Source organism: Leptolyngbya sp. PL-A3 (genome assembly GCF_039962325.1).
GTDB lineage: Bacteria > Cyanobacteriota > Cyanobacteriia > Elainellales > Elainellaceae > Vacuolonema.
Genome location: NZ_JAMPLB010000016.1, coordinates 1 through 23364, shown reverse-complemented (window position 1 = coordinate 23364; position 23364 = coordinate 1). Strand labels below are relative to the sequence as shown.

21 protein-coding genes are annotated in these 23364 nt (G+C 48.6%); 14 read left to right on the top strand and 7 right to left on the bottom strand.

Annotation, left to right across the window (positions count from 1 at the left end):
* Positions 1–99: 99 nt before the first annotated feature.
* Positions 100–1725 (top strand): tetratricopeptide repeat protein, encoded by a 1626-nt coding sequence (locus tag NDI52_RS13975; protein ID WP_348256441.1) that lies wholly within the window; start codon positions 100–102, stop codon positions 1723–1725.
* A 212-nt stretch (positions 1726–1937) separates the two neighbouring features.
* On the opposite strand, the gene NDI52_RS13970 is transcribed toward NDI52_RS13975, so the two are convergent.
* Positions 1938–3134 carry an HNH endonuclease domain-containing protein gene (locus tag NDI52_RS13970; RefSeq protein ID WP_190773024.1) on the bottom strand — a complete coding sequence of 399 codons (1197 nt, stop codon included), beginning with the start codon at positions 3132–3134 and terminating at the stop codon, positions 1938–1940.
* 247 nt (positions 3135–3381) lie between these two features.
* On the opposite strand from NDI52_RS13970, the gene NDI52_RS13965 reads away from it, so the two are divergent.
* The 4 genes from NDI52_RS13965 (at position 3382) to NDI52_RS13950 (ending at position 6304) form a co-directional block, all read left to right on the top strand.
* Positions 3382–3879 carry a hypothetical protein gene (locus NDI52_RS13965; protein ID WP_190773023.1) on the top strand — a complete coding sequence of 166 codons (498 nt, stop codon included), beginning with the start codon at positions 3382–3384 and terminating at the stop codon, positions 3877–3879.
* Positions 3880–4206: 327 nt separating this feature from the next.
* Positions 4207–4704 carry a hypothetical protein gene (locus NDI52_RS13960; RefSeq protein ID WP_190773022.1) on the top strand — a complete coding sequence of 166 codons (498 nt, stop codon included), beginning with the start codon at positions 4207–4209 and terminating at the stop codon, positions 4702–4704.
* A 45-nt stretch (positions 4705–4749) separates the two neighbouring features.
* Positions 4750–5046: a GIY-YIG nuclease family protein gene (locus NDI52_RS13955; RefSeq protein ID WP_190773152.1), complete on the top strand. Its 297-nt coding sequence runs from the start codon at positions 4750–4752 to the stop codon at positions 5044–5046.
* Positions 5047–5368: 322 nt separating this feature from the next.
* A complete protein-coding gene (locus tag NDI52_RS13950) occupies positions 5369–6304 on the top strand; it encodes a DUF4432 family protein (protein ID WP_190773021.1) in 936 nt (311 codons plus the stop codon).
* Between the two features lie 107 nt (positions 6305–6411).
* On the opposite strand, the gene NDI52_RS13945 is transcribed toward NDI52_RS13950, so the two are convergent.
* The 3 genes from NDI52_RS13945 to modA all read right to left on the bottom strand — a co-directional run bounded on the left by NDI52_RS13945 (position 6412) and on the right by modA (position 10041).
* Positions 6412–6906 (bottom strand): 3'-5' exonuclease, encoded by a 495-nt coding sequence (locus NDI52_RS13945; RefSeq protein ID WP_190773020.1) that lies wholly within the window; start codon positions 6904–6906, stop codon positions 6412–6414.
* 292 nt (positions 6907–7198) lie between these two features.
* Positions 7199–9046 carry a molybdate ABC transporter permease subunit gene (gene modB / locus NDI52_RS13940; protein WP_190773019.1) on the bottom strand — a complete coding sequence of 616 codons (1848 nt, stop codon included), beginning with the start codon at positions 9044–9046 and terminating at the stop codon, positions 7199–7201.
* A 197-nt stretch (positions 9047–9243) separates the two neighbouring features.
* Positions 9244–10041 (bottom strand): molybdate ABC transporter substrate-binding protein, encoded by a 798-nt coding sequence (modA, locus tag NDI52_RS13935; protein ID WP_190773018.1) that lies wholly within the window; start codon positions 10039–10041, stop codon positions 9244–9246.
* Positions 10042–10359: 318 nt separating this feature from the next.
* Here modA and NDI52_RS13930 point away from each other — a divergent pair, with 318 nt between their 5' ends.
* The 3 genes from NDI52_RS13930 (at position 10360) to NDI52_RS13920 (ending at position 12531) form a co-directional block, all read left to right on the top strand.
* On the top strand, positions 10360–10806 hold the full coding sequence (locus tag NDI52_RS13930; RefSeq protein WP_348256440.1) for a molybdopterin-binding protein: 447 nt from the start codon (positions 10360–10362) through the stop codon (positions 10804–10806).
* Positions 10807–10982: 176 nt separating this feature from the next.
* Positions 10983–11876 (top strand): trypsin-like peptidase domain-containing protein, encoded by an 894-nt coding sequence (locus NDI52_RS13925; RefSeq protein WP_190773016.1) that lies wholly within the window; start codon positions 10983–10985, stop codon positions 11874–11876.
* Between the two features lie 22 nt (positions 11877–11898).
* Positions 11899–12531: a LuxR C-terminal-related transcriptional regulator gene (locus NDI52_RS13920; protein WP_190773151.1), complete on the top strand. Its 633-nt coding sequence runs from the start codon at positions 11899–11901 to the stop codon at positions 12529–12531.
* 109 nt (positions 12532–12640) lie between these two features.
* Here the strand turns inward: NDI52_RS13920 and NDI52_RS13915 are convergent, their stop codons facing one another.
* A complete protein-coding gene (locus NDI52_RS13915) occupies positions 12641–14326 on the bottom strand; it encodes an alpha-glucosidase (RefSeq protein ID WP_190773015.1) in 1686 nt (561 codons plus the stop codon).
* Between the two features lie 460 nt (positions 14327–14786).
* Between NDI52_RS13915 and NDI52_RS13910 the strand changes: the two genes are divergently transcribed.
* The 4 genes from NDI52_RS13910 (at position 14787) to NDI52_RS13895 (ending at position 19894) form a co-directional block, all read left to right on the top strand.
* Complete coding sequence (locus NDI52_RS13910; RefSeq protein WP_199330832.1) at positions 14787–16901, top strand: DNA phosphorothioation system restriction enzyme; 2115 nt, start codon at positions 14787–14789, stop codon at positions 16899–16901.
* Positions 16902–17162: 261 nt separating this feature from the next.
* A complete protein-coding gene (locus NDI52_RS13905) occupies positions 17163–17327 on the top strand; it encodes a hypothetical protein (RefSeq protein WP_190773014.1) in 165 nt (54 codons plus the stop codon).
* Positions 17324–19384, top strand: a complete 2061-nt coding sequence (locus tag NDI52_RS13900; protein WP_190773013.1) for an AAA family ATPase — start codon at positions 17324–17326, stop codon at positions 19382–19384. Before NDI52_RS13905 ends, NDI52_RS13900 begins: the two co-directional genes overlap by 4 nt.
* Positions 19385–19438: 54 nt before the next feature.
* Positions 19439–19894: a DNA phosphorothioation-associated protein 4 gene (locus tag NDI52_RS13895; RefSeq protein ID WP_190773012.1), complete on the top strand. Its 456-nt coding sequence runs from the start codon at positions 19439–19441 to the stop codon at positions 19892–19894.
* Between the two features lie 656 nt (positions 19895–20550).
* On the opposite strand, the gene NDI52_RS13890 is transcribed toward NDI52_RS13895, so the two are convergent.
* Complete coding sequence (locus NDI52_RS13890) at positions 20551–20823, bottom strand: hypothetical protein (protein WP_242045932.1); 273 nt, start codon at positions 20821–20823, stop codon at positions 20551–20553.
* A gap of 234 nt (positions 20824–21057) precedes the next feature.
* On the opposite strand from NDI52_RS13890, the gene NDI52_RS13885 reads away from it, so the two are divergent.
* Entirely contained in the window at positions 21058–21657 is a 600-nt protein-coding gene (locus tag NDI52_RS13885; protein WP_190773010.1) for a hypothetical protein, read from the top strand.
* Positions 21658–21800: 143 nt separating this feature from the next.
* On the opposite strand, the gene NDI52_RS13880 is transcribed toward NDI52_RS13885, so the two are convergent.
* Positions 21801–22616, bottom strand: a complete 816-nt coding sequence (locus NDI52_RS13880; RefSeq protein WP_190773009.1) for a DUF1186 domain-containing protein — start codon at positions 22614–22616, stop codon at positions 21801–21803.
* A gap of 308 nt (positions 22617–22924) precedes the next feature.
* Between NDI52_RS13880 and NDI52_RS13875 the strand changes: the two genes are divergently transcribed.
* A partial coding sequence (locus NDI52_RS13875; RefSeq protein ID WP_190774902.1) for a helix-turn-helix domain-containing protein occupies positions 22925–23364 on the top strand: 440 nt, incomplete at its 3' end.

Below are 23364 nucleotides of genomic sequence, written 5' to 3'. Positions count from 1 at the left end.
TTGAATCAGTAATATGGGATGGCGTGGTGCTTAAGGTCACCCTATATTGCGAATTCAACCAGGGTCGCTATTTATCAGAACCCTAAAAACTAAACAGTTATGCTTTCAATTCTTGTATCTCTTGCTCTGACGATTCCTCTGACTGCTCGTTTAACCACACCACTAAACGAGCCAGCGTTTCTGAATCAACCAGAGTTTTTAAGGTCAGGCAATCCCGCTTCTAGCCAACCGTTTCAAGCCAGGGGTAGAAATATTCATAAACGTGCCGTATCGGCAGGGGTTGCTCCGGCGATCGCCCAGATCTTTCCAGACATTACGAGCCTAGAGGCACAACGTCTGTTGCAAGCCGACAGCCTCATCAGGCTAGGGTTGATTGAGGATGGAATAGCACTCTATGAGGAGGAATTGCAACGCTTCCACGAACAGGGTGACCACCAGGAAGAGGTTGCGACTCTAAATGCTCTTGCATCCAGCCTGGAATATCAAGGGCTGTTGCAACGTGCGGCTATCTACTATCAGCGAGCGTTGGATCTCTACGATGGTGGCGCTGATTCTTTCGGCAGCCCCGATAACTATGCTTATGAGCTGAGTGAGTTAGTGAAGCGACTCGGTGCCGTTTATCTCGCGTTGGAAGAGACGGAGCAGGCGTTAACGGCCTATGAACAGGGATTAGCGATCGCCCGTCGAGCCTTAACCCCCTGGGGACAAGCGAATATCCTGAGCCAGATGGGCATTGCTTACCGTTTGGCTGAACAACCCGACCAGGCGTTGACAGCTTATCAGCAAGCGCTCACTTACTATCAAGACCTGGGAGGCAATTCTTACAATGCACCGCTTGTATGGAATCGTATTGGATTGATCTATCTGGCACAGGGGCAATTTGAGCCAGCCCTTACGGCCTATCAGCAAGGTCTGGATGCTATTACTGACCCCCAAGAGTCCTTCCAAGTTGTGAATCGCATTCTAACCCTCGAAAACATCAGCCATCTCTACGAGGTGCGAGGTCAGACCGAGCAGGCCACTGCCTATGCTCAACAAGCCGAGACGGCCTTGAGCACTCCTCCTGAGGATGGTGTTTCACCCGCGGGGGATTCGTTGCGGCAAGCTCTGATTCTGGAGAACGTTGGGGAGTTTTACCTGGCAGAAAGAGACTTTGATCGGGCAAACCGTTATTTTGAGCGGGCACTGGCGATCGCCCACCAATCCCTCAATGCTCCCTACGATGAGAGCAGTCTGCTCGGCAGTATCACTTTGCATTACACCCGAGCTGGGCAGCCGGGGCAAGCCATCCCCTATGAGGAAAGAAGACTGGAAGTCTTACGGGAGGCAGGGCTTCCTGTGAACAACGCTGAATCTTTGGCGGGGTTAGCTCAAGCTTATCAACGAGCAGGGCAATGGGAGCGGGCGTTAGCAACCTATCAGCAAGCCCTGACCACCTTTGAGGAGTCGCAACAGGAATTTGGTGAGCAGACGACCAACATAGCCCGAATTTTCCAGCAGATGGGGCAGATTTACGAGACCGGGGAACAATTTGAGCCTGCTTTAACAGCTTATCAGCAAGCCCTGGCGCAGTATCAGAAAGCCATGTTCCCCTACGGACAGATTTTTGTTCTTGAGCGCTTGGCAAATCTCTACGAGCGGCAGGGACGGGGCGATCAGGCACAGCAGTATACGCAGCAGGCCCAAACGTTGCGGGATGAGATGCGCTCTAATCCTATGTATTAGGAACGTAGGGCGGGATAAGGGAAGGGCGATCGCTACAATACCAACGTCAAAAGCTCTATTTTTCGTACACGAAGCACACGAAAAATAGAGCTTTTGACGTTGATGCAAGATGTCACTATCAGGACTTACGCATTTGTGTTGTGTGGGGTGCAGAGCACCCCACACAACACAAATACTTTAGATATAGCGTACTTGCGTAAGTCCTGAGTATATCAGGCAGTAGAGGTCAATTTTTTAGATGAGGGCTGCCATAATCTAAAGCCTTGATTGATGGCTAAAGATACTAAGGGTTGAATGACATGGCTATAGGAATTTCCCAGTTTCTCCAAATCCAGCAAATCATCCTGATTCTGAATTCCTAAATCATTGATATAAGTTTCTACTGTTTTATTCCATTGTTGAGTCGCAAGTTTTTCATGGCACACTCTCAAGCCTCGATGCTGTGCTTCAACGAATTTCTCAAAGAATCCAGGAGAGGGTAAATCATTTGATTTTGAGGAATTGACTTCAGGAAGTGTTGGAACCAAATTCCATAGTTGATCATGAGCGACAAATGACCAGGGTAAGTAGTGATCCAGGGAGAAGTTATTAATTTCTATTGGTTGACCAGAATAGATACAACGCAAATCAATATTTTCTAAAACAATCCTCCAGTAAACTGTTTGCTTTGAAAGTGATTCTCTCTTGTTTGGCGCAAATAGTTTGTGAATAATGCTTGGAGTATTAGGATTGCGTTTCTGCATATAGCTAAGCCACTCCCAGGAAGCCCAGCCACGAACGATCGCATGGTGCTTCTCCAAGTAGATTGCCCAGGATGGATGCAGAATGATGGCATTGCAAGAGCTATAGTTATCAGAATCGAAGCGGTATAGAGGCTTGCGATCGCCAAAATGAGTTTCTGCAACTTTAGGCACTAAAACATCTAAAGTATTTCCTTTATGCCTGTTTTCGATATTGGCTAACTCATTCTCAAAAAAAGGAACAATTAACCTGAAGGGAACATACCTTCTAAGCTTTTGGATGACTTGCTTGAGATCTTGGTCGTCAATTGCTGCCCGTAATAGTTTTTTGTCTGTGTCTGTAAATTTTAAGATAGGTTCTTGAATGTCCAGTGTCAATGAATCAAGACTTTCAGCGATTTTGTCGCGTATTCCAAAGGACAGCTTGAAATAGGTGTGAGGATACCAGGCGTTTGCCAGCATCTCAATGATCAATTCTTTGAAGGCGATGGGTTGTAAGGCATCAAAATTTCGTCTCTTCAAAATATCCAACATGGAAATGAAGAAGACATATTTATAAGAATTGGTCGTATCCGCAAAAAGTCTTGAGAGAGCAGCAATATTCACTTCCGCAGATTCAGGAAGTTGTCTTACGCCAGATGTAAAGTAACCTGCAGATTCTTCTGCCATGTTCTCTCGACAAGAGCCAACGGCCTGATGTTTAGGTTGAAAGGATGCGAAATCTACCCATGATTACTCCTCCACCTTATTCCCGTTCTGAGCTAACGTCATCTGGCCGTTCATCAAGTGTTACGCCTGAAATTTTATGCAGCACTTTGGTTTGAAGCAATGTCAAGCTGGTTATACGATGCCCAGGAGCGCATCCGATGCCAAGCCGATAAAATAAATCTCTATGGCCTCCATGCAGGAAAGGATCATGGCAAAGAAATCAAAGGGGTTCGGTGAATTGCTGCACCAGCAGAAACGCTTTCAGGCACAGCAGCAGTCTAGGGAAAAGCTAGAACAGCGCATTCAACAGAGCCTTCAGGGCAAAGTTGAAACTGTGCATTGGAATGAGGGCGAAATCAAGACATCTGAAGTGCTGGAAGCCTTCGTAAAGCCCTTTCTGAACGCGACTAAGAATACCGAGCAACGCAAGAAATTGTTGGCGATCGCCGCCTTTGCCTGGAATATCACCTTACTTCCTGAAGATCAACAGCAAGCCGAAATCGACAATATCGTTCAGAGCATAGCTGGGAGTGACAACCCACAGCTTGAACAAGATACAAGGGAAATTCTGGCAGAGTTGATGGAGCGAAAGCTAGCCTACTTCGCAAGCCATCGACGCTATATTCTCGATTATGAATTGAAAGAAACTCCAAATGATTTTTTCCTGTCGGTAGTCTCAACAGATCTGGATTCTCAGGAGCCGTAAAGTAACGGCAGGTAACGTAACAGAGTTTGGGGTGTGTATTCATTCTCTGAAATTGCCGAGGCAATCTAATCGAATCGGTTGAATGACGAAGGGGGGCATGCCACTAATAGCCAGCAATTCTCATTTTGAAATCAGGCCCAAAAACCGCGCGCCTCAAAGGCGCGCGGTTTTCGAGCATCAAAGCCAAGAGTTCACGCCCGTAGGGCGTGAACTCTTGGCTTTGATGCCCATACTGAGAATTGCTGACTAATAGCGCGTTACCCCTTAGCCATTTGACTGAAGGAGTAAAATGTAGCGGAGTGTTCTTCTAAGTTAGAAATTTGAGCCATGGCGAAAAAGAAGGGGTTTAGCAAACTGGTGCAACAGCAAAAACAGGCTGGCTCTGAACAGGAATCCTTGGACAGGTTAGCCAAGCGAGTCAAACGCAACTTTAAGGATAAAGTGGGAGGTCTTGTCATCAATCCTAAAGGCGAGGCCAAGATGTCTGAAGTTTTGGAAGCTTTTGTCGAACCCTATATAGGTGATCACCTGACCCTCAATCAGCGTCAGAGTTTGTTTCAAATTGCTGTTATTGCCTGGAACATTCCTCTGCTTCCTGAGGAAGAGCAGCAGTCAGCCCAGGACATGATTATCCAACAGTTATCGGATGGTCGAGATCCTCAGTTTCAATTAGAGGTGCAGGAGATGGTGGCGGAACTCGTTGAGCGCAAACGAACTCAATTCGCTCAACATAAGCGATATATTTTCGATTTTGAGTTGAAAGAAACCAAGGATCAGTTTCACCTCTCTGTTGTGTCAAGCATGTCGGATTCTAAGAAATCATAACTGTGTGAGTGAATGGAAACGCAACAGTTGGGGGAGAAACGGCAACTGCATGAGCATTATGTCTATGTAGTGCGATGTGCAGATGGCTCGTTATACACCGGCTACACCCGAAACCCTAAAGCGCGTATTAAGACTCATAATGCGGGTAAGGGCAGTCGCTATACGAGGGCGCACCGTCCGGTAGAACTCGTTGCCTGCTGGTGCCTGAAAACTAAGCGTGAAGCCCTGCAAATTGAGTATCAAATTAAGCAGTTATCCCGTGTCAAAAAGTTAGAAATTATTGAAGAAATGGCATGTCCTGAATGGTTGTTAGAGGCTACAAAAATCGCAAATAACATGTGATCCAGTTGAATAGATAGATCGCAAACGAGCGTTTCTGGGCGTGCGTTGCACGCCCAGAAACGCTCCAAAATTCCCAGGGAAGGAACGCACAGATACTACCGCAGTCAGCGATCGCCCAACCCATCCATAAGGAGCGCGTATTCAATAACCTGTCATTCTTTGTGTGAGGGTGTCAGCGCAGCCGGCACCTTCACACAAAGAATGATGGGCTAATTTATGCCTGATTCTAACCTCTCCGAAAATATCCCTTTCGACATAGGGATATACATGAGCCTGCACTGTAACTTTGATGGCAGGAATGATAACGAGGGTCAGTGTAAGAATGGCACTGGAAATAGTAGAACAGGCTCAAGTCTTAAAACTGGAAAACTCTAAAATCAGGCTCACGATTCGCCCTGATCTGGGAGGACGCATTGATCAGCTAGAAGATTTGGAAACAGGGCATTCCTGGCTCTGGCATCCGGAAAGCTACAACTCAGAAGAGACGCGATCGCTCTCCATCGGTGCATCCTTTGACGAAGCGTGGACAGGGGGATGGGATGAAGTGTTTCCCAATGATGCTGCTGGGCCATTTGGGGGAAGAAATCTTGTCGATCATGGGGAACTGTGGTCTCAACGGTGGGATGTTCTGGAAAGCTCGCCTTTCAGCATTACCCTCGGGTATCAATGCCAGACTGTACCAATCCAGGTGACAAAGAGTATTCAGCTTGATCCAGAGCAGCCAGAGGCCAGGTTGGTGTATGAGTTTCAGAACCAGTCTGGCGAGGAAATTCCGTTTTTGTTGAAGCACCATGCGGCGATCGCGATCGAAGCAGGGGATGAAATTTTACTTCCCGATTGTTGGGTAGAGCCTGCATTTTTAGAGTTTAGCAAACTGATCGGTGAACCGGGAAAAACCCGCTTTCCAAAGGCAGTTGGTGCTAACGGCGAGGATGTTGACTTGCGTATGATTCCACCGCCATCCTCTCAATTACAAGAGTTCTACTACAGCTCTGACTTAGCCAGTGGATACTGCGGCATTCGCAATCAGCGCACCCAGTCCTCGTTAAGGATGACCTTTGATACATCTGATTTTCCGTATGTGTGGATGTTTCAAAGTTATGGTGGATGGCGTGATCACTATGTAGTTGTGGTAGAACCTTGTACTACAATGCCCTCTGACCTGGAAGAGGCCTGCCGTCAGCAAACAGCTGCATTGCTCCAACCTCATGAGAAACAACGCCGTATGCTCACCCTGCAATTAAACTCACATCGGTAACTCAATTATCAAAATTTCAGTGGATCACAAACGAGCCTTTGTAATCCACTGAAACTGGGTAAATAAGGGTAGAAGGGAGACAACGTGAACGCCGCGCCTTTTTACCGTTACAACGAGTTTTGGTTGGCTGCGATGACAATTCTGGCGCAGGCTTCTGCATCCGATAGTGCCTGGTGGTGCTGTAGCGGAATTCCTAGAAACTGACAGACATCGGGCAATTTAGTAGGACGAATATTCCAGGTTTTACGGGCAAGCTGCACTGTACAGATAAAAGCTTGAGCCGGTGGAGCAATGCCATAAGCACTGCAACAGCCATGCAGAACTCCTTTGTCAAAAGGCGCATTGTGCGCCGCCAGAAAATCGGCATCTTCCAACAGGGGCCAAATAGAGCTCCAAAGCTCGCCAAAAGAGGGCTGGTTAGCAACATCCTCCCAACAAATGCCATGAATATCGGTGAAGCGAATCTGCGGCCGTGGAGGTCGGATCAGATAATGGATTCGCTCGGTGATTTTCCAATCTCGTACTCGAACCAGGCCAATGGCGCAGGCACTATCCCGCCCGTTATCAGCAGTTTCAAAGTCCAGAGCAACAAAGGTCGTCATAGCAGCCATACAGCGCAGGTTTTCAAAATATGCTCGCATCAATCAGCGTTGAGCATTCCTAAAATAATACAAATAGTTTGGGGTTTGTTTGAAGAGTTATTTTTTGCGCGCGAAGCACACGCAAAAACAACTCTTCAAACAAACTCTAATATCTGTGCCCTAACCTTTTTGCCACTTGGGGAGCGGCTAGCCTGGAAATGGAGGGGATAGTGGAGAACGTCTTTTGCCCGCCTGAAAATAAACGAAGAGTATCCCTCTTAATAACAATTTTCTAAATTTAGAAACTGTATTATTAGCCCGTCATCAACATAAGACGAAGAGGATCAAGCTTGACAAACCAGGGAAATGGTTGCTCTTTAATGGCTTGCCACTGTTCCTTAAACATTTCTGCCTGAATATGAAAGTCTTGTGCCCCTTCTGATGCAGCGTTCAATTTTAAGAACAGAGTGATGCGGTGGGGAGTTTCGCTGGTAGCCGCCAACCAGCAGGAAAATACATTGGGTTGTTCCGTATCTGGCTGAGACATCAGCTTTAACTGGTGGGCGCGAATGCCAACATCAGTCAAACCATCAGGGATTGCTTCTACTACTTGCAATGTAATGCCCCAATCGGTTGCTGCGATCGCATCAGCACATAAGACTTTGGCTCGCGAGAAATTCTTGCATCCGGTTAGTTGGGCAACCCGTACGGTGCGAGGATGCTCAAAAATGTGGTGTTTAGAGCCGAAGGCGATCGCCCGTCCTCCCGACATCACCATCAACCTCCCACAAACTCGATAGGCCTCCTCCAGGTTATGAGTCACAAATAACGTTACCCCCGAATAAGTCGAAAGTGTTTCAACCAACTGACGCTCCATCTGTGCTCGGAGGTAAGTATCCAGCGCCGAAAAGGGTTCATCCAACAATAAAACTTCTGGATCAGTCGCTAGAGCTCTCGCCAGGGCAACCCGTTGCTGTTGGCCACCGGAGAGTTGATGGGGGTAGCGATCGCCTAACCCCTCCAATTGCACCAGGGCCAATTGTTGCTGGGTGCGTTGCGATCGCAACCACTGGGGCAAATGCTGTAAGCCAAAGGCAATATTCTGGGCAACGGTCATGTGCGGAAACAACGCATAGTTTTGAAATACCAGACTGACTTTGCGTTTATGGCTGGGGATATTGATTTGTTTATCAGCATCAAATAACGTTTTTCCATTGAGAACAATGCGTCCCTTTGTCGGTGAGTCAACACCAGCGATACATCGTAGCGTCATACTCTTACCTGAACCCGAGCCACCTAGTATCCCCAGGGTTTCGTGCTGAGCCGTGAAAGCCGTCTTGAGGGCGAAGGTGTTGAGTTGTTTCTCAATATCAACCCACAATCCTTGATCGGTCTGGTTCAACGGAAGACTAACAAGGGGGACAATTGGAGGCGTTTCAAGCCCTCTTTGCCTGCCCACTGGCTCATAGGCTTCCACCATCCCAGAACTGCCTTGAGTCCTCCGTTCATACTGCTGTTGCCAAAGATTAACGGCAATAATCCCAGACAGGGAAATCGCCATGATGGTAGCAGCCCACAACCAGGCTTCATTCATTGCCCCGGCTTCCACAGCAAAATAGATCGCCATGGGGATGGTTTGCGTTTGTCCCGGAATATTTCCTGCCAACATTAGCGTTGCACCAAACTCCCCCAGGGCTCGTGCAAAGGCCAGTACCGTTCCCGCTAGTACCCCCGGAATCGAAAGAGGCAATAGCACCTGCCAAAAGATATGCTTTTTCGATGCACCAAGGGTTTGAGCCACTTGCAGCAAACTGCTATCTACCTGCTCAAACGCTCCTAATGCTGTTTTGTACATGAGCGGAAATGCCACTACCGTTGCCGTAATGACCGCTGCATACCAGGTGAAAATGATGGTGAAATCGAACTGAGCCATCAGTTGCCCCAACGGCCCCTTTCTCCCAAACAGCAACAGTAATAGGAAGCCCACCACGGTTGGCGGCAATATCAGTGGAGAAACAAAAATTCCTTCAATGATTGATTTCCAACGACCTCGATATCCCAACATCCAATAAGCGGCTGCAATGCCTGCAAAGAAGGTAAACAGGGTCGCAAGTCCTGCGGTTTTCAAGGAAATCCACAGTGGGGAAAGATCGAAAGTCATTGTAATCAAGTGAGAAAGAAGCGGGTGAGAACAGCCTATATCCGCAGAATAATGATGGAAAACAATGATGCTTTGTAAGACAGGACTTACGCAAGTCCACTATCTGTAATGTATTCGTGTTGTGGGTGGGGTGCAAAGCACCCCACCCACAACACGAACACGTAAGTCCTATAAGAGCAGAATCATTGGGGCGATCGCTAAGGCGCAACACCAAAACCGTATCGACGAAAAACCGCTTGCGCTTCTGGGCTGGTGAGAAATTGAGCATAGGTACGAGCCGCATCCTGGTGACGGCTTGCTGCAATAACAGCCATCGGATAAACGATAGGTGAGTGCAAGCTGTCAGATGCCGTCGCCACATGGGCGATCTGCTCGGAAGCGCGGGCATCAGTGGCGTAGACGATCCCAGCATCGGCGTTACCGCTCTCGACTGTGCTGAGAACATTTCGCACGGAATTTCCATAGACAAACTTGGACCGTAGTTGCTCTAAAACTCCCAGGTTGGTAAACAATTCCTCTGCATATTGTCCGGCGGGTACACTCCGGGGTTCACCCACGGAAATCTTCTCGACAGTGCTACTGGTGAGTTGCCGAAAATCTCTTAAACCCAGGGTGGAATCCTTGGGGACCACCAGAACCAGGCTGTTGGTCAGAATATTGCGACGGGTATCCGCCACAATCAAATTTTGGCTCTGCAACGCGTCCATTTGTCGCTTGCCCGCCGAAATAAAGACATCGGCCGGGGAACCCTGCTCAATCTGCTGCTGTAGCGGCCCAGACGCGGCAAAGTTGTAATTGATGATAATTCCATCATGGGCTGCTTTAAACACGGGATCAAGCTCCTCCAGTACATCTTGAAGGCTGGCAGCGGCAGCGATTAAAAGCGTTGTATCCTGAGCCTTAGCGGATGTGGGCGGGTCAACCTGGGCCCCACAGGCAACCAGCAGCGTGACAGAGAGTCCGCTTAGAAAAGCGAGAATGTGTCTTCGTTTCATGGATTTGAGGGGAAGAGATAAGGTTGGTATGGTGAATTCAGACGATGGTTAAACCGTTCATTTCTCGTCTACGTGATGCAAAAAGCAACGTTTCAAACGCCCCCTCAAACGCCCAAATTAGGAGATTTCCTGTCATGAAATGACCTCTGTGATGTGGGTGCTTTGCCCGCTTCGTAGGCAAAGCACCCACATCACGGGTAAACCTTATGCAGAAATCTCTGTAAAAGTTGGCCATTGGATAAAACCAGTGGCCTGCCGTTAAAATTGAACCACCGTCAGATAGTACCAACTTTATACCAACATTTTTGGTATCTTACAATGCCAAGAAAAGAGCAAGGCTGGATCACCTTCCAATCCTCCGATGAAGAGCGGCAAATTCTGGAGCAACTCTGCAAACAAACACAACGGACGAAAACAGAAATTTTGAGAGAAATGATTCGGCAGATGGGGCGATCGCAATCCACTTCCCCTGTTGATACTAGCGCCATTGAATTTTCAGAAGATCTGGAAGAAGAGATTACGGATGAATCTGTAAGTACAGTCGATTTACAGACTGTGCAAATTAGTGCGCGCAATATCTTGAAGGCAAAAGTAAAACGCATTACTAAAGGAACGGTGAATGCAGAAGTGACATTGGCGATCGCCCCCGGCGTGGAGCTAGTCTCTGTCGTGACGCGCACATCCGCAGACAGACTCAAGCTGGCAAAAGGAAAAGAAGTATTTGCCGTTATTAAATCTAACAACGTCATGATTGCCGCCGGTTAAACGATTATTTTTGCTGTGCTTCGCACAGCAAAAATAATCATCGGTTTGTCCGTGTTTTTAAGGTTAGATTTTCGCTGTGTAGTCCTAGCCATTTTTCTAGGAGAGGAGCTACCAATTTGCCCGATGTTGACTTGGGGATGCTTTGGCATTCTGAAGAAAAGCGTTGGAGAACTGCGATGACTACCCTTTCAGCTTTTTCAGAAGAACTGGCCAATGCGATCGCCCAGGCCGCGACAACGATCGTCGCCCTACCGTCGGGCCGTTTTGCCATTAGCGGTGTTCACTGGCGATCGGGCATTGTTGTAACAACGATTGATGCCGTTCGCTGTCGAGAGGAATTAGAGCTGTTGCTCCCCAATGGAGAGGCTTTACCGGCCAGGGTAGTGGGGTCTGATCCAGGCACGGACATTGCTGTGTTGCGGGTTGAGGCATCAAATCTACCAACCGTTGAATTGGGTGAATCCGATACACTACGAGTCGGGCATCTGGTGCTGGCTGTTGGCCGCTCCGACGATGGAAATATCCGCGCTAGCAGTAGCATTCTGTCATCCCTAGGTGGGCCGTGGCAAAGCTGGACCGGGGGACATATTGACTGCTTGATTCGCCCTGATATTCGACCGTTTCCAGGCTTTTCTGGAAGCCCTCTGCTCGATACTCAGGGCCAGGTGCTAGGCATTAATACAACCCATTCCCGAGGACGTTTTGCGATTACCATTCCCACGGCAACAGTCAACCGAGTAGTGGATCAAATCGTGCAAGGGGGGCGGGTCATGCGGGGTTATTTGGGCGTAGGGCTACAGCCTGTAGAGCTACCAACCCAGCTCAAACAATCCCTCAACCTCACCCAGGAAGCAGGGATTTTAATCGTTAGTGTAGAGGCGGATAGCCCTGCCGAACGGGCTGGATTACTGATTGGAGATATTTTGTTAACGTTGGAGGGTGAGGCGATCGCCAGTCCTCATGCCTTGCGATCGCAACTCCGCCCTGATCGCATTGGTCAATCCATCACAGCACAGATTATTCGGGGCGGGCAGTTGATCGAGTTGCCCGTTACGATCGGTGGACGTTAGCCTTCCCTGCGAGGATGCTCTGGTGATTCGTGTTCTAATTGTGGCTCGTTCGCTCATCATGCAAGCAGGGCTGGAGGCACTGATGACGCGCGAGCCTACCATTCAAGTGGTCGGACGTACCGCTGAGCTATCCACCCTAGAGCAATCCCTCCGCACCCAACAACCAGATGTCGTTCTGCTGGAGTTCGCTCTGCTGATGGATACCGATCTGGAGCTGCTCACAACCGTCCATGATGAGGCGGCGATCGCCCTCCTGGTTACCCCAAATGAATCCTACTCCGCTGCAACACTCCTCCAATCTGGCATTCGGGCCATTATTCCCATGGATGTTACAACGGACGAAATGATTGTAACTGTGGAGGCGATCGCCACAGGTCTTGTTGTACTACACCCGGAAGTGGCAGAAGCCCTACTGAAAGGATTGGCTGAACCCGATGAACCAGAGGTCGCTTCGGATGCACCTCTAACGCCCCGTGAAATAGAAGTGCTGCAATTGCTGGCAACGGGGTTGGGGAATAAGGCGATCGCTCGCCAGCTCAATATCTCCGAACACACCGTCAAGTTTCATATCAGCTCGATCTTCTCCAAGCTCAATGCAACAAGCCGCACTGAAGCTGTCACTCTCGGTATGCGACAGGGACTTATTTTTATTTGATTTGGCTTGGTGAAACCGTTCCATGGTTTAAACATGCGAATGTGGTGAAAGGGGCACTTCATGCCCCTTTCACCACATTTACATCTCCAGAACACAACTACGTGTAGAGCTACAACCGGTAAACTCTCGCTTCAAAGGGGCGCAGTGTTAGTTCCTGTATGGCTTCTGTCTCGTCCACTGAATAGTTAGCAATGAGTAGGGTTGGTGAGTTGGCAGACAGATCTTTGGGTAATCGAAAAATGGGAGTGTTGGCCGTGAAGTTGAGAATGACCAAGAGGCGATCGCCTTCTAACGTTCGAGTAAAGGCATAAATCTCAGGGTCATCCTCTAGAATCAGGTCATATCGGCCTTCCACAATGACAGGATTGGTTTTGCGCAACTGAATGAGCCGCTGATAGTAGTAGAAGATGGATTCAGGATCGCTTAGAGCGTGCGCAACATTGATCTCCTTGTAATTAGGGTTGACCTTAATCCAGGGAGTGCCCGTGCTGAAGCCAGCGTTGGGGCTGTCGTCCCACTGCATCGGTGTGCGGGCGTTATCTCGGCTCTTTCGGTGAACCAGTTCCATCGCGGCTTGCCGATCCACGCCTTCCTCCTCCAACATTTCACGGTACCGGTTGCGCGTCGCAATATCGCGGTAATCCTCAATTGAGGGAAAAATGACATTCGTCATGCCAATTTCTTCCCCCTGGTAGATATAAGGCGTTCCCTGCAATAAGTGGAGGAAAGTCGCCAGCATCTTTGCCGACTCAACACGGTACTGGCCCTCGTCGCCAAAGCGTGAAACCTGGCGCGGCTGGTCATGGTTTGAAAGGTACTGGCTGTTCCACCCCTTCCCTTCCAGCTCCTTCTGCCAGCGGGTCATGATTTGTTTAAGTTCCAGCAAGCTCCAATGCCGCCAGCCCCAGCCCATCGGTGCTCCTGGCTCCTCGTCGAGCTGCATATGCTCGAAGTGGAAGATCATGCTGAGTGGTCCGGTTTCGGGATGGGTGAGTTCAATGGCCTGGGCAGGGGTAGCGGCGATCGCCTCCCCCACAGTTAGCGTGTTGTAGTCGTCTAACACCTGCTGCCGCATTTCCCGCAAAAATTCCATGAATCGGGGGCCATGGAGAAAATATTGCCCTCCCCACTGATAGCGGTAGGTGGACGTAATCGGGGCGCTGGGTAATCCCGATACTTTTGAGATGAGATTGATCACATCCATCCGGAAGCCATCGACCCCTTTATCCAGCCACCAGCGCATCATGTCATACACAGCCTGACGCACCTTTGGGTTCTCCCAATTCAGATCTGGCTGCTTTTCTGAGAAGAGATGCAGGTAATACTCACCCGTTAACTCGTCATAGGTCCAAACGGAGCCACCAAAAAAACCTCGCCAGTTATTTGGTTCATGACCTTCGTCCCCCTGCCGCCAGATGTAATAGTCGCGGTAAGGGTTATCCTTCGACTTACGCGCCTCAACAAACCAGGGATGCTCATCGGAGGTATGGTTAACCACGAGATCCATCACCAGTTTGATGCCACGCGCATGCATCCCAGCTACCATCTCTTCCCAATCAGCGAGAGTACCAAACCTGTCCATAATGGCCTGATAATCACTGATGTCATACCCCATATCGTGGTTGGGGGATTGGTAGACCGGCGAGAGCCAGACCACATCGATGCCTAGCTCCTTCAAGTAATCCAGTTTTTGAATGATGCCGCGTAGATCACCAACGCCATCACCATCGCTGTCGCAGAAGCTCTGGGGATAGATTTGATAGACAACACTCTCTTTCCACCATGTCTTCTGCATATCAGAATTGCCTCCAATTGGATTCGGAAGTGAATAGCCCCATCCAGGGTTACTCCTTCCAAAAAACATACTGCCCATCAGCGTATCGATGAACCGGCGAGCAAGGCTCTATCCCTGGAACGATTGGCGTTAGTGTGCTTCGCTGAGAATGAGAACTTGCGGAAGTTTCCTGGCGATAAAGCATTGAGGAACAGTCTCAGCAATTCTCATTTTGAAATGCAGTCCCGAAACAGCCCACTCTGGACTGTTTCGGGACTGCAAGCCTGGGAGTTGCGCCAGTAATAACAAGTAAGGTTAAATGCACATAACAAAAAGCAAGGTGACGCTTTGCGTCACCTTGCTTTTTGTTATGTGCATTTAACACGACATGATATAAGACGTGAACTCCCAGGCTTGAAGCTCATAATGAAAATGGTTGAACAGGCTAAACTAAAGTTCATAGATTAAAGGGCTGTAAGCATTGAGTTTGAGCGTTTTAGAGCTTCAGGATGAATATCGAAGCGATCGCTGCAATTTGATTCAGGATTTCTATATTCCCTGTCTCGAAAACTCAATGGTTTACAACCGGGCCGTTGGCTATTTCTCCAGTTCCTCAATGGCAGCAGCGGCAAAGGGATTGTCTGCTTTAATCCGTTCTGGCGGAAGGATGCAACTGATTGCCTCTCCACAGTTGTCGCCTGAAGATGCCGAAGCGATTGAGCAGGGATTGAAGCAACGGGAAGAGGTTGTTAGCGAAACGCTTTTGCGCGAGCTGGAGCGTGAATTTGATCAAGTCGTTGGCGATCGCCTTGCCTGTCTTGCATGGCTCCTTGCGAAGGGTTTACTAGAAATTAAGCTTGCCATTCCCCAAAAGGCACGTGACCGAGGGATTTATCACGAGAAGGTGGGGATTTTCGCTGACAATGAGGGAAACGTTGTTACCTTCATGGGCTCAGCCAATGAGAGTTACAGTGCCCTCATCGAAAACTTTGAGTGCATCGACGTTTATTGGTCATGGGATGCGGCTCTCCGCAAGCGGGCTCTGCGGAAAGTTGAGAATTTCCAAAGGCTTTGGGATAATCAGACTGAGAACCTGGATGTGCTGGAGTTTCCAGAAGCGGCGCGGCGATCGCTCCTCAAACTCTGCCCTCAAGAGTCACCCTTGATGGAGGCCAAGGTGAAAGAACTGAACGGTCGTTATTCTAGCTTGGCATCTTCAAGTGGAGTTCCTATCCTTCCCTCCTGGCTAAAACTCCGGCCTTATCAGGAGCAGGCGATCGCCAACTGGTTTGCGAACAAGGGACGGGGAACGCTCAAGATGGCAACGGGGAGTGGTAAAACAATTACCTCTTTGGCGATCGCAGCAGAACTCTATCGCAAAAGCGCCGAACAGGATAAACCCCTTCAGGGGTTGCTGATTGTCTGCCCTTATCGGCATTTAGTCACACAATGGGCCGCAGAAGCTCGTCAGTTTGGATTACAGCCGATTTTGGCTTTTGAAAGTGTGCAAAGCTGGCAGGGTGAACTGCAATCTCAATTGTTGGCTGTGCTTTCAGGAAATCAAAAGTTTGTCACGGTTATTACAACGAATGCAACATTAATTCGCGATAGTCTGCAATCCCAACTGCAATTTTTTCCGAAGCGATCGCTCATCATTGGGGATGAGGCTCATAACCTGGGTGCCGCTCGTTTGGAGGCAAGTTTGCCCCAGGGGATCAAGCTGCGGCTGGGGCTATCTGCCACTCCCGAACGGTACTTTGATGAGCGGGGCACAGAGCAGTTGTTGAAGTATTTTGGTTCTGTTCTAGAACCAGAGTTTACGTTGAAAGATGCGATCGCCGCTAAAGCCCTGGTTCCCTACCTTTACTACCCCATTTTAGTGGAGTTAACAGAACCCGAAATTGAGCGGTACGAGGAATTGACAAGCCGCATTGGCCGGGCGATCGGGATGGGAGGTGATACCCATGACGATGAGTTGTTGACTGCTTTGCTGATGCAACGGGCACGATTAGTGGGAGCCGCAACAAACAAACTGGGTGCGTTACGGCAAATCATGTCTAACCGACTGCAAACGAATCATACGCTGTTCTATTGTGGTGACGGTTCTGTAGAGGACGAAACGACAGAAGAGAGTGTTCGTCAATTTGAAGCAGTTGTGACGTTGCTAAAAGAAGACCTGGGCTATCAGGTAAAAGCGTACACAGCCGAAACGAGCCTGGAAGAACGAGAGGAACTGCGCTACCAGTTCGCTAATGGCATCCTGTCGGGATTGGTTGCAATTCGTTGCCTGGATGAGGGGGTGGATATTCCAGCCATTCAAACGGCGGTGATTTTGGCAAGCAGCAGCAACCCCCGTCAGTTCGTGCAGCGACGAGGACGGATTCTACGTACAAGCCCTGGTAAGGAGAGGGCAGAGCTGTTTGACATGATCGTAGTTCCCCCTGATTTAGGGCGAGAATCCTGGACGATCGAACGAAACTTGCTGCGAAAAGAATTGAAGCGATTTGTTGAGTTTGCAGATTTAGCAATCAATAGTGGTGCTGCGCGAAAGGTACTTTTGTCCTTACAAGAAAAGTATCAATTGTTAGATTTGTAGCGCTTTCAGCAGAGCTGAATATTCAGCCCGATTTTTTCAAAAGGTCGGGGAGCTAAGAACCGTCAGAACTTACGCATTGTCGTTGTGGGTGGGGTGCTCTGCACCCCACCCACAACGACAATACACGACAGGTGGCGGACTTGCGTAAGTCCTGAACCGTTTCAAGGGACTATCGGTTAGATTAACGGCATCCAGGCTTAAAATAACAGGCATCATAGAGGTTAACGCCTCCGTGTGCTGTAAGTACCTCTTAACATGATTATGCCTAGCTCAGAAAATGATATTGAAGAACCAATTACAACGGCACCACCGGAAGTTGAAAAAATTATTCGGGAGGTGATTCGAGTGGAGAAAGAGAACTTACACTCGGATAGACCCAGGGTGAAAGCCGATATTCTCCAGATCATCAAGGATGCGGTGCGATGAAGCTACTGTCGATAAAGTTGTTCAATTTCCGTCAGTTTTGGGGCGAAGTTGAGATTAGTTTGGCAGGGCAGCCGGGACGTAGCGTAACGGTCATACATGGCAGTAACGGGGCCGGAAAAACGACGCTGCTCAACGCCTTTACCTGGGTGCTATACGGTCAGCATACGAAGGCGTTTTCCTCGCCAGAGCAGCATATTAATAAACGTGCGATCGCCCAAACCAACCTGGGAGAACGCGTGGATTGCTGGGTCGAGGTAACGTTTGAGCACAATAGCAATCACTACCGGGCCAAACGCTCGTGCTATATGGAAAAGCTACGCTCTGATGAGATGCCCGTAGAGCAGGATGGGGGACTGGCCCTTCAGATCAATGACAAATTGGTTCAAGCTCCAGAGATACCCGAGGACAAAATTGGGCAGGTTTTACCGGAGAGCTTGCATCGCTATTTCTTCTTTGATGGAGAGCGGATTGATTATATTGTTAAGTCAGAAAATAAATCCGAAATTTCGAAAGCCATTCGGACACTGTTAAGTGTAGAAGTATTGGATCGGGCGATTAACCATTTGAAGGAAGCGGTGCGATCGCTCAATAGAGAATTAGCTGAGATTGGCGACCCCGAAACGAAGCGGCTTGTCAAAGAAAAAGAGGACTTCATTAAAGAGAAGGAAGAATGGGAAATAGGGCGGGGAGAAATTGCCTCGGAACTGGAAGCCTATGAAGAGCAGAAGCAGAAGGTTACCGCTCTACTGAGGGAATTGGACAAGGTTGGCCAGATTCAGGAACGACGAGATGACCTGAAGGCCCAGGCGGAGGAAATTCAGGCCCAGCTAGAGCGGAGTGAGGATAAGCTACGGCGAACCATCTCTGCGAGAGGCTACATGGTATTTCTGACAGATGCGATCGCCCAGTTTCGCAACCTATCCGATGACCTGCGCCAGCGGGGGGAATTGCCCGCGGGGATTAAGCAGCAGTTTGTAGAGGACTTGCTGGAAGATGAGACTTGTATCTGTGGGACAGAGCTGAAGCAGGGAACCAAAGCCCGAACCTGGGTAGAATCCTGGCTCGATCGCTCGGGAATTCAACAGGTCGAAGAAGCCGTCATCCAGATGGGAGGCGAGGTTAACAGCATGGAGCGGCAGCTCCCAGAATTTTGGGCCGAGGTGGAGCAGGAGCAGGCCAGCATTGAGAATTTGCGGCGGCACCTTTCGACCCTGGAGGATCAGTTGGATGGCATCCGGGAGCAGTTGAAGGGCAGCGAGGATGTTAATGTTAGCGGTCTGGAGAAGCGGCTGGAGGATATTGAAGGCAAAATTATTGAATTGCACCGGGAAGACGAGAGCATTGCGGGGGATATCGCGAAGTGTAACGAGCAGATCGCGGCCCTCAACAAACAGATTAAGGAACTGAAGGCGAAGGGGAAACAGCAGGCGCTGATTCAGCGGCAGATTCGGGCGGCAGATGATGCGATGGAGCGAATTACGGAGGTGCGATCGCGCGTCGATCAAAAATTCCGGGTGGTGCTGGAACAGAAGGTGCGCGAGATTTTCCGGCAGGTATCGTTTAAGACACAGGTGCCCAAGTTGACGGAGAACTACGAGCTGATGCTGACCGAAACCCTGACGGATGGAGAAAGTGTGGTTGCACCTTCGACGGGGGAAAATCAGATTTTGAGTCTATCGTTTATTGGCAGCATCATTGAGCGGGTGCGGTATTGGAGCCGGAAGCACTCGCTAATTGGGCTGGACGGTAGCAGTTTTCCCATTGTGATGGATTCGCCCTTTGGCACACTGGATGAGAACTATAAGCGGCAAATTGCCCGGCTCATCCCTACCCTGGCAGACCAGTTGGTAGTGCTGGTGACGAAGACCCAGTGGCGGGACGAGGTGGAAAACGAGATGGAGCCCTACATCGCCAAGGAATACGTGCTGGTATTTAATTCCGCCAAGCCGGACTGTCAACCCGATACCATTGAGTTAAATGGAGAAACGTATCCCTGGGTGCGGCAAAGCCCCAACGCATTCGAGTGGGCGGAGATTGTGGAGGTGAAACGCTCATGATTGCAAGCGAGCTTCTGATGGTATAAGAGTTGGATATTAACACCGAGACTCAATATGCCTTTAGCCAGGGTCCAAATATCTCAAGACAAAGCGGAAATAGTCAAAGCCCTCAGAGCCAAAGAAGATGGAACAGGGCTATTCCTAACCTATGCTGATGTCTTGACATTTGCTGCAAGCTTGGGATTTCAACATAAGAAAAGAGTGCCCTTGGGGAAATTTTCAAGAAAAGACCCAGATGCCGTATTGCAGGAACAATTTAGAGATCGTTCAGTAATTGATTTGATTGCCGTAGCAGAAACAAATAATCCTAAAATTCTTTCCCCTGATCCAGAAACCGACCTTCAAAGAGTTGAGATTTTTCAAGAGTATGCAAATGGAGGACTGGAAATTTTAAGTAAGGAGTTATATGGCATTAAAGAGCCATTGGAACGCACTTTATTAATCTTGTATGCAGAAAAGAGAAGAAAGCAACCTGACGAAGAGGATTTCGATTTAGATCAATTATTTTGATACAGCGCCTTGCGCTTGAGTCAGACACGGTTGTTTTTGTGAGAGCCGCGCTCCGCGCGGCTCTCACAAAAACAACCAGGTTTTAAGCGGTTGAAAAACGCTGTATGTCTAAAAGTGAATACAAAAGGACTATCCAAAATATTGAATTATTAAGTTCTTACGCCAGGAAGTTTCAACACCTAAGAAGCGATCGCGCTCAAGATTCTGCGCTCCTCTCGCCTATCAGGTAACGCCAGAACAGGAATACAACAAGCTCAACAAGTTTTACAAGTGGGGCTGAAGGTGAGTATCTCTTATGACAAAAGATCTCCAATACTATGTAACTCATTGCAGTTCTAATTCAAGCCTAGTTTCATAACAAGTAAGGTTAAATGCACACAACAAAAAGCAATGTGACGCAAAGCGTCACATTGCTTTTTGTTGTGTGCATTTAACGCGACATGATATCAGAATAAAGCACAGGATGTTAATCAACTTTACGGCATTGATGAGTTTGAAAGCATCCGGCCCCAGTTGTTTGAGCAGGGTGGCTCAGTCTACAGCATGGGGGAACTAAAAGACGATGACAAAACTTTTGTCAGAACTGCTGCATTTCGCCGCATTATCGTTTCCTTATATACGCAGCGATGTGCTTTTGCCGCCTAAAAATCATCAGTTCAGATAGTCAGAATATTGTGGATGGAGGGCACATCAAACCCTTTTCCCAGTTCCGAGACGATCGCTTTCAAAACGGCCTGGCCCTTTGCAAAAATCATCATTGGGCCTGCGATCGGGGTTAGTTCAGTATCAGTGATGATTACCGGATTGTGATGGAGGGCGATCGCTTCTTCGAAGAAGCCCCCCACAATTCCCGTTCCATGCTCGACTTTGCAGGGGAATCTATCTGCCAGCCGAAGAACGCTTCTATCCCAGCCTTGAAGCCCTAGCATGGCATCGCCAGCACTGAAATATTGCCTAAACCTCATCTGCCAAATATAAACAAGACTTACGCAAGTCCACCACGTATAAAGCATTTGCGTTGTGGGTGGTGTACTTCGCACACCACCCACAACACAAATGCGTAAGTCCAGGTCACACTTCTCATTCACCCTCGGCAAACAGCAGAAATGTAGCCGTTTCTTGTTAAAAAGGGCATTATCGTTATAAGTCTCAACTGGCTGAGTATGAGCGCATTTTTAGACAAGCTACTGCACTTTATCGTTGGTGTTGCGGTTGGTATAGGCTTCTGGTATTTGCTGGAACGCTACGCTCGTCCTGCTGCTCGTACTATCAACCCAATTGTGTTTTTGATTATGTTGGTTTGGGGCGCTAGTGGATTGTTCTTTTTTCGTAAACTTGGCATTCCACTACTCAGTCACCAAATGTTCTACATGGCGTTTCCAGATTGGGATATTCCCATCTACAACGCAACCCGGCTAAGATTTTTGATTCATCGCAGTTGGTTGTTTCATTCTGTCCTTATTCCTATGGGGCTTAAAGGACTTTGGTTCTGGTGGCGTCAAAAGCCAGGACTGAATAGCCTCCAGCGATTAGGTGTAGATTTACTGCGAGATAGTGCGATCGGTCTGTCGGTGGGTATCTCTGCACATCTTGCCTGGGATGCTCTGTTGTCTTCAACAAAACGTGGATTTTATATTCACGGATTTGATGGAGCGACTTCTTTTCTATGGCTGTTGCTCAATATAGCGGTAGGTATTGGAGGCCCATTGCTATTAGCCAAATATTTTCTCGACTCTGATCACCATCCCCTCTCAGGCCGTTAAAGATCACGAATAAATTAGCCTGTCATTCTTTTTGTGAGGGTGTCGGCGCAACCGGCACCCTCACAAAAAGAATGACAAATTATTGAATACATGAGCTTGGTGATTGCTACCGGGAAATAAATCATGTCCGGTAAAGCAAATTTTTACTTTTTCTTCTTGTTCTTTTTATTCTTTTTAGATGGAGGAGGTGAACCTACGCCAAACCCCTTGGGTGGAGGTGGCATTCGATCTATCAAATTTGACAATTTGGCGATCGCCTTCATGGACTCTGGTATTTTGGGACGCAGTTCTTCAGGAGTAAAATCTGACTGCTGCTTTATCCCGAAATCTACCTGAACCTGTGCCCAACTGCCGGTCAGAAGCTCGTCTACCTTTCCCGTTGCAAAAGCCTGTTCTATCTCTGGTAGAGCCTCTGTTGCCTTCAGTTGAATGAGTTCATCCACAAGGTAACTCATCAGGATGTCATCAAGGTTGCCGAGATCATGCAGTTCAGTTTTCAACAGGTTTACACACGTTTCCCGTAGTTCATGATGGTAAGTAGGTATTGCCGCAATTCCTCTAACGGCTGCGGTTTTCGCCCATACATCGGGTTCCGAATCGTGAATAAAGTCCATGAGATGGGCGATCGCCTTTTCCCCCATCATTCCAAACACTAAAGGTAAACTACCTGGGATGTAATCGTCTTCCCATGTCATAACTGGGATGAGAGAGGCGATCGCTTCTGTTGCCTGCAACTGGCCCAGAGCTCGCATTGCATGGATAGGAGCCCAAACCTCTGGTCCCTCTGAATCCAATTCGTTGAAGATGGGATCGAGCACCATACGAATCAGCTCAGGAACATTTTCCGTGGTCAGCCCAAAATTATCTACATAATCCGGCCACGGCTTGCTGTAGGATATGTCCTTCTGCCCATAGGTGAGTAGCTGTGCAACAGGGCCAGTATAAGATTCCAGAGTCACGAGCTGAATCTCCAAAGCATCAGTTTCCCTAACATTATCGGGAACTTTTGCCTATGCAAAGGACTTTGAAGGCATAACAAAGCCCTCAGCATAGGGCATGTAATATTATGGGCGATACTGGATTCGAACCAGTGACCCCTTCCGTGTGAAGGTCGGATTCTAAGAGCTGTAATTGTTAAAGTTGTTAGCGTTCAGCGTTCGCAATAACAGCGCACACAGTTTGCACTCAGAATCTAGTGGTCTGTCAGCTTTATTTTGAGGGGTAACTAAACGATAATGGATGAAAGCTCGTCTCCCCCTTTAACAGCATGGCAAAAAAGAAATACATCGTAGCTCTGACTGAGCAAGAGCGAGAAACATTGGAAAAACTGACGACGACAGGCAAAACCTCAGCCTACAAAATGAATCATGCCCGGATTCTGCTGAAGGCCGATATCAATCGAGCGGAAGGCGGTTGGACGGATGAGGCTATCAGTGACGCCTTAGATATCAGTATTGCCACCATTGAACGGGTACGGCAACGGTTCGTCGAAACCAGTTTAGAGGCCGCTTTAACTCGGCAAGTTCAGCACCAGCGAAAAGCTCGACGCTTAGATGGTGAGCAGGAAGCCCGTTTGATTACGATGACCTGTGGGGAGGTTCCAGACGGCAGAGCCCGTTGGAGTCTCCGCCTACTCGCCGAAAAGATGGTGGAACTGGAGTATGTCGAGAGCATTTCCCATGAAACGATTCGACAAACTCTTAAAAA

Coding starts and splice junctions, on each gene's coding strand:
- NDI52_RS13925 (WP_190773016.1), top strand. CDS start 10,983: ATGACTACCCTTTCAGCTTTTTCAGAAGAACTGGCCAATGCGATCGCC.
- NDI52_RS13975 (WP_348256441.1), top strand. CDS start 100: ATGCTTTCAATTCTTGTATCTCTTGCTCTGACGATTCCTCTGACTGCT.
- modB (WP_190773019.1), bottom strand. CDS start 9,046: ATGACTTTCGATCTTTCCCCACTGTGGATTTCCTTGAAAACCGCAGGA.
- modA (WP_190773018.1), bottom strand. CDS start 10,041: ATGAAACGAAGACACATTCTCGCTTTTCTAAGCGGACTCTCTGTCACG.
- NDI52_RS13945 (WP_190773020.1), bottom strand. CDS start 6,906: ATGACGACCTTTGTTGCTCTGGACTTTGAAACTGCTGATAACGGGCGG.
- NDI52_RS13930 (WP_348256440.1), top strand. CDS start 10,360: ATGCCAAGAAAAGAGCAAGGCTGGATCACCTTCCAATCCTCCGATGAA.
- NDI52_RS13905 (WP_190773014.1), top strand. CDS start 17,163: ATGCCTAGCTCAGAAAATGATATTGAAGAACCAATTACAACGGCACCA.
- NDI52_RS13950 (WP_190773021.1), top strand. CDS start 5,369: ATGGCACTGGAAATAGTAGAACAGGCTCAAGTCTTAAAACTGGAAAAC.
- NDI52_RS13965 (WP_190773023.1), top strand. CDS start 3,382: ATGGCAAAGAAATCAAAGGGGTTCGGTGAATTGCTGCACCAGCAGAAA.
- NDI52_RS13915 (WP_190773015.1), bottom strand. CDS start 14,326: ATGCAGAAGACATGGTGGAAAGAGAGTGTTGTCTATCAAATCTATCCC.
- NDI52_RS13960 (WP_190773022.1), top strand. CDS start 4,207: ATGGCGAAAAAGAAGGGGTTTAGCAAACTGGTGCAACAGCAAAAACAG.
- NDI52_RS13900 (WP_190773013.1), top strand. CDS start 17,324: ATGAAGCTACTGTCGATAAAGTTGTTCAATTTCCGTCAGTTTTGGGGC.
- NDI52_RS13885 (WP_190773010.1), top strand. CDS start 21,058: ATGAGCGCATTTTTAGACAAGCTACTGCACTTTATCGTTGGTGTTGCG.
- NDI52_RS13895 (WP_190773012.1), top strand. CDS start 19,439: ATGCCTTTAGCCAGGGTCCAAATATCTCAAGACAAAGCGGAAATAGTC.
- NDI52_RS13970 (WP_190773024.1), bottom strand. CDS start 3,134: ATGGCAGAAGAATCTGCAGGTTACTTTACATCTGGCGTAAGACAACTT.
- NDI52_RS13890 (WP_242045932.1), bottom strand. CDS start 20,823: ATGCTAGGGCTTCAAGGCTGGGATAGAAGCGTTCTTCGGCTGGCAGAT.